This window comes from Clostridium punense (assembly GCF_017874425.1).
Taxonomy (GTDB): Bacteria; Bacillota; Clostridia; order Clostridiales; family Clostridiaceae; genus Clostridium_J; species Clostridium_J punense.
Window position 1 is genome coordinate 54,661 of record NZ_JAGGLL010000025.1, and the last position, 10,747, is coordinate 65,407.

General features: G+C 32.9%; 7 protein-coding genes. 1 reads left to right on the forward strand and 6 read right to left on the reverse strand.

Annotated features, from left to right (window positions below):
- Positions 1-624 precede the first annotated feature (624 nt).
- The 3 genes from J2Z44_RS15115 to J2Z44_RS15125 form a co-directional block, all read right to left on the reverse strand.
- Positions 625-2,574 carry an FAD-dependent oxidoreductase gene (locus J2Z44_RS15115; RefSeq protein ID WP_021283038.1) on the reverse strand — a complete coding sequence of 650 codons (1,950 nt, stop codon included), beginning with the start codon at positions 2,572-2,574 and terminating at the stop codon, positions 625-627.
- A 595-nt stretch (positions 2,575-3,169) separates the two neighbouring features.
- Positions 3,170-4,126: a 1,4-dihydroxy-2-naphthoate polyprenyltransferase gene (menA, locus tag J2Z44_RS15120; protein ID WP_021283037.1), complete on the reverse strand. Its 957-nt coding sequence runs from the start codon at positions 4,124-4,126 to the stop codon at positions 3,170-3,172.
- 229 nt (positions 4,127-4,355) lie between these two features.
- Entirely contained in the window at positions 4,356-4,967 is a 612-nt protein-coding gene (locus tag J2Z44_RS15125) for a LysE/ArgO family amino acid transporter (protein ID WP_021283036.1), read from the reverse strand.
- A gap of 220 nt (positions 4,968-5,187) precedes the next feature.
- On the opposite strand from J2Z44_RS15125, the gene J2Z44_RS15130 reads away from it, so the two are divergent.
- Positions 5,188-6,618 carry a peptidoglycan-binding domain-containing protein gene (locus tag J2Z44_RS15130; RefSeq protein ID WP_021283035.1) on the forward strand — a complete coding sequence of 477 codons (1,431 nt, stop codon included), beginning with the start codon at positions 5,188-5,190 and terminating at the stop codon, positions 6,616-6,618.
- Between the two features lie 193 nt (positions 6,619-6,811).
- On the opposite strand, the gene J2Z44_RS15135 is transcribed toward J2Z44_RS15130, so the two are convergent.
- From J2Z44_RS15135 to J2Z44_RS15145, 3 genes are all read right to left on the reverse strand, one after another.
- Entirely contained in the window at positions 6,812-7,513 is a 702-nt protein-coding gene (locus J2Z44_RS15135; protein WP_245353380.1) for a Crp/Fnr family transcriptional regulator, read from the reverse strand.
- Positions 7,514-7,797: 284 nt separating this feature from the next.
- Positions 7,798-9,024: an FprA family A-type flavoprotein gene (locus J2Z44_RS15140; protein WP_021282892.1), complete on the reverse strand. Its 1,227-nt coding sequence runs from the start codon at positions 9,022-9,024 to the stop codon at positions 7,798-7,800.
- Between the two features lie 324 nt (positions 9,025-9,348).
- Positions 9,349-10,650 (reverse strand): immune inhibitor A domain-containing protein, encoded by a 1,302-nt coding sequence (locus J2Z44_RS15145; protein ID WP_342591520.1) that lies wholly within the window; start codon positions 10,648-10,650, stop codon positions 9,349-9,351.
- Positions 10,651-10,747 lie beyond the last annotated feature (97 nt).

Below are 10,747 nucleotides of genomic sequence, written 5' to 3' on the forward strand. Positions count from 1 at the left end.
TTGCTTATAAAAGATCTAACTATCATCAATAGACTATAAATATAAAGATTACTTACAAGGTTAGTACCTTTAGAATTTTAGATCCATGTTTGATTTTAAATTTGTTTATCTACAATATGAGTTCTATAAATAATTATACAATATAATATACTACTTATATTATTTTTTTTAATAATTTTTAAGTATCCTTTAGTATATCGGTAACCATTGTAAATACTTAAGTTATTTCAAATTTTATCTAGACCTTGTTAAGCCATTTAAAAATTTATAAAATAAATTTTACCTTCAAAAACTATAAAAAAAATTGCAACTTATATTTAGTAAATAATCCTTTACGATAGGAACCTTATTCTTTTTTTATCTATATAATCCAAATGTTATTAATGTTCTTTCATATAAAAAGCTAGCACCTATAAAGATACATCTTTATATCTTCATAGATGCTAAGCTAATTTTTAGTTAAGGCATCTGAAAATAAATAACAAGTCAAAGATGTGAAGACTATTTTATGATAGACAAGGAAACAGGTTCCGCAGATAGTGGAGCTATCAAAGGGTTCTGTTGACGCAGTATAGCACAAAATAGACGAGCAGATTGACTTATTTATTTTTTGAAGATGCCTAACTACATCGTAATTGACTTATTATTTTCATAGCCATATATTGGCTTTTCTTTTCCAAACCACCATTTGCCCAGAGTTTTTCCAAGCCATGGCATTACATAGTAGTCAAGTCCTAATGTTCTACCAGCACCACCCATTAGTGCGATTGAACCAAAGAAGTACCATAAAATTTCCCAACCAGCCATTGCTGAAAGAATAAAGTTACATACCATGAAGGCTGATGCTGCACTAGCAAGCCATGTAAATAATCCTGCAAGTAAAGCAAGTCCCATTCCTATCTCTAAGCATACAACCATTCTTTGGAACCAAACTGCGATTTCTGGGTTTGGAATCATAAATTCCATTATAGCTTTAAAGAATTTTGGCATCTCACTAATTATTGGTGTTGGCCATGAAGCCGCAGCCCCTGCTGCACCTGCCGCTTGAGATGCACTTGTTGCCGCATCTGTTGCTGCTCCTGCTGCTGATGCTCCTGAAGTTCCAGCAACTTGTAACCATTCAAATGGCATTTTAACATTACCAGCTTTTAACCAGCTATCTGGTCCTATACCTTTAAATAAGTCACCTAAAGTACTAAAGCTTTCTGTAGCTGCTTTCCAGGTTGCCTCTCCAAAGAACTTCTTAGCACCTTCTAGTAACCACATACAACCCATAAATAATCTTAAAGGTACAAGCCATAATCTATTACCGTGAGAAGACACATGTCCTCTTATTATTGTTCTATTGTCTTCCATGTGGAAGAATTCATGTTGTAGGTATCTCCAAATTAGATAGAAGCCACCTATTCCAAATAAGTAGTACATATTAACTAAATGCTTAGTCATCATTGCGAAAAGGCCTGACATCTTGATTCCAGCTGTATTAGCTACGCAATATTTTCCACCTATAGATACCATGAAGCCATGGTATTTTGGACTAAAGTTAACTTTCTCACCATTTGTCATATGAGCAACTATATTCTTAACTGCTGTTGCTGCAGTTTGTTCTGCTGCTTCAACGATTTGTGGGTTTGTAATGTTTCCTTTAGCATCTGTATTAAGTGCTAAGTCTCCAACTACATAAACTCCCTCTTTACCAACAGCTTCCATTCTTTCATTAACTTCTAATCTGCTAGCTCTTCCAACCTTTAAGCCATATTCCTTAGCTTCTTGAGTTCCTTGAATACCGCATGTCCAAATTAATGTTTGAGTTGGTATAACTTCACCAGTTTTTAGCTTAATATTTTCTGCTGTAACTTCAACTATTGGTGATTCTTTAAGAACTTTTACACAGTTCTTAGCTAGATACTTTTCAGCTTTGTCTGCTTGTTTTCTATCTAACATATTTAAGATAGTGCTTAATGCTTCAACTACAAGAACTTTTACTTCGTTTTCATCAATCTTGTATTCTCTAGCAAGTCTTGTTTTCCACTCTAAAAGCTCTCCAGCCATTTCTATTCCTGTAAACCCTGAACCTGCTACAACGAAAGTAAGCATTTCTCTTCTTTTGCTTGAATTTCTTTCTTTTGAAGCTTTTTCAAAAGTTTTTGTTATGTGACCTCTTAATCTAATAGCATCTTCAAAAGACCAAAGTGTGAATCCATGTTCCTTAACTCCTGGAACTCCAAAGAATGCTGGCTCACTTCCTGTACCTACAATTAGGTAATCATAAGTGTAGCTTCCAAGTTTAGTTGTAACTACTTTTTTATCAGTATCTACATTAGTGATGTAGTCTGTTACAATGTTAACTTTTGTTCTGTTGAATATTTTTCCTAAATCAACTTGTACTGATTCTGGATGAACCCTTCCCCCTGCAACTTCATGCAGTTCTGTCATTAATGTATGGAATGGGTTTTTATCTATTAAGGTTATATTTATGTTAGAGTCTTTTTTGTATTTCTTTGCAAGCATTTTTGCAGCATGTACCCCAGCATAACCTGCCCCCAAAATCAGGATATTTTTTTGCTTATCCATTCATTTCACCTCATTAATAGTTAATAAGTTATAATTTTAACATTTCACATTATATTAATATTCTACACTTAAATGTTAATAATGTAAACAGGATAATTATTGTATTTTTTATTAATTTATTTGTTTTATATTTCTTGTGCATAATTTTTGTTTAATCACTACTATTATTATTATACTAGCCATCTTAAGACTTTAATACTATTTGTTATAGGTTTTTTTAGCAACTTATGCCAGCAACATAAAACTATTAACTTTAACTATATTAATTTGTTTATTTAAACTTTCTTTTTATTTTTTTCTCCACCATTAAATTAATTTACTCTATTAACATTAAAAATCAACTTAAAAAATCATATTTTCTTGCACTGCTTAGGGTTTTCTGCTGATTTTTTAACAATATAACCTGCACTGAATTGTTACCTAGTATTTATAATTTACAAAGATATACATTACTGAATTACCTCAGCTAGTTTCTTATAAGCCCTTACATTTATTAATTTATAAAGCCACAAATAATGGAGTAAACTAATCCTCCCTTATTTATGGCTTTAAATTCCTTTAGTTCTTTTATTCTTTATGCCTCAGACTTTATTATCTAAAAAGCTATAGATATAAGATTTACTACTACCATCACTATGAGTAAGGCTCCATTCATTATAAGAAAGTTTTTTACTCCAAGGACAAAAGTTTCACTTTTAACCTGCTTAGCATAAAACATATCAATATGTTTCTTCACTGGAATTATGGTAAGAAGCACAAGCAGTACTGCTATTGGAGCAATCCTTAGTATAACCATAGCTATAATTGCTAGATAACCAATGTAATATAAGCCTTTAAATAGACTTAGAGCAGCTTTTCTTCCTATATAATAAGGCAGTGTGTATCTTTTATTTATAATATCCTCCTCTAAATCACAGGTGTTATTAGCTAGCATTATATTAGCAATTCCACCTACTGCAGGTATGGATATTAAAAAGATGTATACTACTTCTACAATATCAACTGAAAGACTTAATATTCCACCTTGAAATCCTAAAACTATAATATTGCTATCAAATATATGAATATAAATGGATAAAAATAATATTATGAATCCCATGAAAAAACCTGAGAATATTTCTCCTAGAGGCATTCTTGAAAGTGGTATAGGTCCAAAGGTATATAAAATCCCTGTTGCAAAAGAAACTACTCCAATTAGTAATACCACAACATCTGTTTTTAAAGTTAAAATAGTTCCAAACACAATAGCTATAAGTACTAGAGTAATTATCACTCCAACCACTGTGCCTTCTTTTAAATTATCTCTTCCAATAACATTAGTCTTTCTATAACTATCATCTTTTGTTCTTGTTGCTTTTTTATAGTCATAATAATTGTTGATAGCAGTGGTTGCCATATCAAAAGAAAGTAAAGATATAAACATAATAATAAAATTTTCTATATTAAAGCTATCATACCTATAAAGGGCAAACATAGTTCCTATAAAGAAAGGAATCATACTTGCCACCTTGGTTTGAATTTCTACTAGTTTTAAAAAACTGCTAATGGACATACCTCTTCCCCCTTATATAAGGCATCTGAAAATAAATAACAAGTTAAAGATGTGAAAGCTATTTTGCGATAGACAAGGAAACAGGTTCCGCAGATAGTGGAGCTATCAAAGGGTTCTGTTGACGCAGTATAGCACAAAATAGATGAGCAGATTGACTTATTTATTTTTTGAAGATGCCTAAAGTATTAATCCCACCTATACAAGATGGGACATTAAAATTCAATATGTATTATATCATTTTTATAAAGTTGTATCCAAGCTTTAACCCATAATATATTATTATTGCCCCACAAACCATGTTGATACCTTTAATGATTTTCACATTAAAACTCTTTCTAAAGGTTGATACCACCGTTGTAAGTCCTGTAAACCAAGTAAAGGATGCAGTACAAACTCCCAAGATAAAAATGGCCGATGCATTAGCTGGAAGTGATGCTCTGAAACCTCCAAGTAATAAGGATCCATCTATTAAAGCTTGAGGGTTAATCCAGGTAACCATAAAGCAAGTCCCAATAACTTGCATTAAAGTTTTATTTATATCAACTTCTCTATTTAGGTTTGGTTCACTTTTTAAAAGTCCATAGCCAATATAAATTATAGCTAAAGCTCCAACAAGAAGAATTATCCCTTTTAATAGTTTAGACCTCTCCATAATTGCTCCCATGCCAAAAAAACATGCTAAAGCTAAGGAAATATCAAAAAATATAGTAATTAGAGCTACTTGGTAGGCCCTAAATCTATTCTTACCTATGGCTGTGTTGATAACGTAAATATTTTGCATCCCAATGGGTGCTACATAGGCAAGTCCTAAGGTAAAACCCTGTATAAAAAATTCCAACATACTCTTCTCCCCTTTCCCCTATAACTATGTAAGGCATTCGAAAATAAGTGACAATGATACTGGCTTACTTATTTTTCAAGATACCTAAATCTGTTTGACTATATTTTAACATATACTTGCAACATAAAACCAGTGTAATATAAAGTGCTAAAAATTTTGTAACCTATAAGCTTATATCTTCATATACTATAAGGAATCACTATGTTATTAAGGAGATCTTATGGCAGATATAGGAAGATTGCAAGTTCAAGTTTTCCGAGGAAATACTTATGTTCCTATAACAAATGCGAGGGTAACAGTTACTCCTACAAGTTCTGCTAATACTACCACTAATGCTACTAGAGAAACTGGAACTCTTACCACTAATGCAGAAGGGCAAACACAAGTTATAGACTTAACAGCTCCCCCAGTAGAGCTCTCTTTAGATGAAAACAATACTACGCAGCAGCCCTATAGTACTTGTGATGTAACCGTAGAAGCAGAGGGTTATGAGACCTTCATTGTAAGAGGCTGTCAAATATTACCCGAAACCACAGCCCTTCAAGTTTGCAATTTAAATCCTGCAGATATAGTTCCTCCTGCAAATGCAGCAGGCGCTACAACTAATGGCGCTGTTACAGAGGCTAGAAACTGGTGGCTTAGAGAAATATTAGAACCTGCGCGGGTGGTTGAAGTTCCTGCAAATAGGCTCTTTGGAGATTTTCCACCTAAAATTCCTGAGGACCCAGAGAAGCCACTACCTCCTCCACCAAGTGGATTTGTGGTGCTACCTAGACCTGTGGTTCCTGAATTTGTAGTTGTCCATGCAGGAACACCAACTAATACAGCAGCTCCTAACTATACAGTTAGGTTCCAAGATTACATTAAAAATGTAGCTAGTTCTGAAATTTATGCAACCTGGCCAGAAAATACTATCAGAGCCAACATATATTGCATTTTATCCTTTACCCTAAATAGGATTTATACCGAGTGGTATCGAGGTAAAGGCTATAAATTTGATATTACAAATTCTACTGCTTTTGACCACGCCTTTACTTATGGAAGAAATATCTTTGATAATATAAACAGAATTGTAGATGAGATTTTTACTACTTATATAAGAAGAAGAGGGGCAAAACAACCTTTACTAACCCAATATTGTGATGGAAGGCAAGTTCAGTGTCCAGGATGGCTTACTCAATGGGGAAGCAAGGATCTAGGAGATCGAGGCTTTACTCCTTATCAAATTCTAACCAACTTCTATGGCACTAATATAGACTTAGTTCAAGCAGAAAAGGTTGCAGGCATTCCAAAGTCCTATCCAGGTTATACCTTGAAAATAGGAAGCAGAGGAGAACCGGTAAGAGTTATTCAAACTTATTTAAATAGAATATCTCAGAACTACCCTGCAATTCCTAAGGTTGCTGTGGATGGTGTTTATGGTCCTGCAACGGCAAATGCAGTGAGAACTTTCCAACGAATTTTTAACTTACCACAAACTGGAGAAGTTGATTTTGCTACTTGGTATGCCATTTCTAATATCTATGTTGGAGTTACTAAAATTGCAGAACTTAGAAGCACTGTAGAACCTAGTATTGAAACTGGATTATTTATACCTCCAAGCCCTTATAGAAATGATATTAATGTGCCTACAGTAAGATATAGAAAGTAAATTAAAAGCAAGTGGACTTGAAAGACCTCTAAAGTTTTCTCACTGGTCTTTTCATGTCCTACTTGCTTTGTTTTTGGCTTTCTCCTAAAATTAAACTTCTTAAATAATCACCTTAAGCATAAAACAATCTATTAGAGGAACTTTTCTAATGAGCAAATATTTTTTAATAAAGAAACTTTCTTAGACTTTTAATCTAAATTAAGTCTCTCAAAACTTCTTCTTCTAGTATAATAACTTTTTTAGTTCCTACTAGCTTTATATAGCCTTCTTCTTCAAATTTTTTAAGCTTTCTACTGATGGTCTCTCTGGCAACTCCAGTATAATTTGACATATCTTCCCTTGATATAGGGAGTTCAATTTCTATTCCCTTAGCAGTTTTTTTACCATAACTCTCCATCATATCCACTAAAAGATAAGCAAGCCTGGATTCCACATCATTAGTAGCTAAATGTTGAGCAAGACTCTCCACCTTTGAAAGTCTATCGCCTACTACTTCAAGAATTTTTATGCCTATTTCAGGTTTGCTTAAAATGATGCTTTTCATTTTATCCTTAGTTAAGGTGCAAATTTTAGAACTACCAATGGCCTCTGCACTAAAGCCATACTGAGAATTCTTAAAAAGATTAAGTTCTCCAAAAAAATCCCCTTCTGATAGTATATGTAGGATTTGCTGTTTGCCGTCCTTAGTATACTTGTATAGCTTAATCTTACCTTCATTAATAAGGTATAAGGTTTCAGCTTCATCTCCCTCTAAAAATATGTTCTCTCCCTTACTATAGTTGTTATGTCCTGTCATGTTTACTATTTCTAAAAGCTCCTCATTATTTAAGTTAGAGAATATAGGCACTTTACTAGCACATAACTGATTTTTGCATCTATCACAATTACAATTCAAACTAATCCCTCACTTCAATAGAGTTTGATATACTTATGCAGTATCTTTGTTACACTTTATATACATAAAAAAATAAAAGTAGTAATGGATTCTACGGTATCCACCACTACTTTTATTATTAATCACTTCACTTAAAACTACAACACATATTTAATATTAAATGTATTGAGTTTTTCTAATCAGTTTTAAAATCATACTCTTTTAAAACTAATTCACGGGTTGCTTAAGCTAGTACTTTTATCTGTTGCCTTTTTTACTTACTATCCAATAAATACTGTCTAACCTTACCCTGCTAATATATCACTAATAACTTCTACAGTTTCCTTAAACTTACTTACTTCCTCTTCCACTGCAAATTTAACTCTTATGGGAGCTTGAACATTATCCATTCCAGTAGATTTAATAATAAGTGAACTATCTAAAACCTTCATAGTTGAAGTTTTTAAATAATCATTTATGATTTCAATTGCCTCTCCACTCCAACCATAGGATCCAAAGGCAACCCCTACTTTTGAGGTTAAATCCATATTATTAAGCTCTTTTAAAACCTCTTCAATTTTTCCTACCATATCTCCATAACGAGTAGAACTTCCAAAGAATAAGATATCTGAGTTTAAAACAGCTTCCTTTGCAACTTCTACATCTTTTTCTTCTTTTACATTTATTAATACTGCTTCAATTCCCTTAGCTGTTAAAGCTGCTTCAATGAAAGTAGCTAACTTCTTAGTGTTACTAGTCATAGTAGAAAATAAAATAGCGGCTTTTCTATTGCTTTCAGAAGTCTTACTCATATTGTCATAGGAATCAATATATTTCTTAGCATCAGTTCTTAAAATGTATCCATGCGATGGAGCAATAACTTCTATATCCAGTTGTCTAATTTTCTTTATCATGTCTTGAACATAATTCTTATGTGGGTTCATGATTAAACTATAATAAACCTCAAAATCTCCTGTAATGTCCTCTGCTGATAAATCATTAAATAACTCATAGGTTGCTATGTGAGTACTAAAAATATCACAAGGGTATAGAGTTTTATCCTCCACTGAATAAGTTACCATAGTTTCTTCTGTATGAAGATATGGAGTCTCTAGGAATTTAAGAGTTTTTCCACCAATATCTAAAGTGTCTCCATCTCTAACTATTAGGAACTGTCTATTGTGAAGCTTATACATTTCTTTTAACTCTTTTACTCCAAGCTCAGTAGCTACAATCACCGCATCTTTTGCCTTAGCTGCAAGTACTGGAAGGGCTCCTGAATGGTCTGGCTCTACATGGTTAATTACTATATACTTAATTTCCTCTAAAGCTATATGTTGCTTTAAGTTTTCAACATACTCTTTTCCAAAGCTTATATCTACAGTATCTATTATTGTAGGCATTTCTGTTTTTAATAAGTAGCTGTTGTAAGTTGTTCCTTTTTCTAAAACTAGTCTATGGAAAGGCACCTTTCTATCATCTACATATCCTACCCAATAAGCATTGCTTCCAACTAATATATCTTTTTTCATTATTATTTCCTCCCTTAAATCACCGTTTTATATTTATACTAATGTATTGAAGTTTATTTTTAATTAATTTGCTTAATTTATATGTTTATAAAGTTCTTATATCTTTTGTGTTTTATTTTTGTGCTTCACTTCATGACTTAATTATAGGAGGATTTGAAATTTAAATATGTGATTGAAATCAAAATAACAATAAAAATAGGATAAGAATTTTAACATTCTTACCCCATTTTATATATTTGTTTACTTCTGACACCGTGGTATTTAGGTATTTCCTCGCTCATAACTACTAAAATTAGTAGTATATAGATAACTCTTCTAAACTAATTATTTCTTTATAATTATGCTAGCTGATGAGTTATCTTTAGCTTGATTTGCTATTTGAATCTTTAGTCCATACTTAGGAATATTAGTTCCTAGAGTAGGTATTTCAACATTTGAGTAATTATTGCTATCATTAAAGTTTGGCTCCGTAAATCTGTATAGGTCAACAGGTGATCTTCCAAGTTCTACATCTGTATTAATATTTATATCTGTTTCTTTATTCTTACTAAAAGCAGCATCATGCATTTGATATCTTCCACTTGCCAAACTAGATGGTGTCTTTCCGTCTGCAAATCTCCAAAGTACACTGTTTTGATCTGCGTCAACTACTCCAAGATAACCCTCTCCTGGATGAACACCTCTCCAGTTGTCAGAATAATAATCATCTACATACCATACAACCATACCTGGGTCATAAGCTAAAGTTTGCCCTAATACCCCAATATTTGCAAGTCCTTTATCTACCCCATGATGGTTTCTCCATTCAACTAAATAATAGTGTGGAGCATAAACTACACCTGTATCTTGTTTAAATCCATTCATTATAAACTTAGGTGTTTCTTCTGCATTATCTGAAAATAATAAGTTAGAACCATCTAACAACTTAATATCATCCACATAAAAACCTGCCCCAAAGGAATAGGTATCTGTTTGGTATTCAAACTTAACTTCTACATTCTTTCCTTTAAATGCAGTTAGATCAAATATTCCATCTACCCAGCCATTGGAAGTTCCTGTAATCCCATAAGGAACCACTACACTTGCTTGTGGATCATGTTTATCTGTGGTTATATTTCCTTGAACACATGTCCATTCAGTTGCCCCTACTTCTCTAACTTGAACTGTAGCAAAATCCCATCCTTTTTCAATATCGTACCAAGTTTTAAAATTAAGAGTTGGTTTTAAAGACTTTGTTAGATCTACCTTGGTGATCATATTGGTTAAAACTGGAGTACCATCATTTCCTTTTCCTCCAAAGTAAGCATACTTTCCATCAAAAGGTTTAACAATTTCATGTGCTTTATCTGGCAAATTAATTCTCACTACTTGTCCTTCTTCACTGGCTTGTCTCAAATCTACACGAACTCCAGCCTTTGAGATCTCATTATAATTAAGAGTTATTTGTTTTTGCCAATTACCACCATAGTTTGCTTGGAAGAATTGTTTTGCATATGGACTGAACCCAGTTGGCTCTGTCCCACCAATCTTTCCTGCCCAACTTCCTGAAGACATAATAGACCACATAGAGATTGGCTCTCCAGAAGGTGCTGTATAATATAGGAATAGGTAAGAACTTGATATTATCTCCTTCTTTTCCCCTCCTCCACACCGTACAAGCGACTTTCACCGCATACGGCGTTCCATCAATGTCTATTAATTTATATTAAATCATAGGATTTCC

Bases quoted from the DNA above. Each gene is read 5' to 3' on its own strand.
- J2Z44_RS15115 (WP_021283038.1), bottom strand. From the start codon at position 2,574: ATGGATAAGCAAAAAAATATCCTGATTTTGGGGGCAGGTTATGCTGGG.
- menA (WP_021283037.1), bottom strand. From the start codon at position 4,126: ATGTCCATTAGCAGTTTTTTAAAACTAGTAGAAATTCAAACCAAGGTG.
- J2Z44_RS15125 (WP_021283036.1), bottom strand. From the start codon at position 4,967: ATGTTGGAATTTTTTATACAGGGTTTTACCTTAGGACTTGCCTATGTA.
- J2Z44_RS15130 (WP_021283035.1), top strand. From the start codon at position 5,188: ATGGCAGATATAGGAAGATTGCAAGTTCAAGTTTTCCGAGGAAATACT.
- J2Z44_RS15140 (WP_021282892.1), bottom strand. From the start codon at position 9,024: ATGAAAAAAGATATATTAGTTGGAAGCAATGCTTATTGGGTAGGATAT.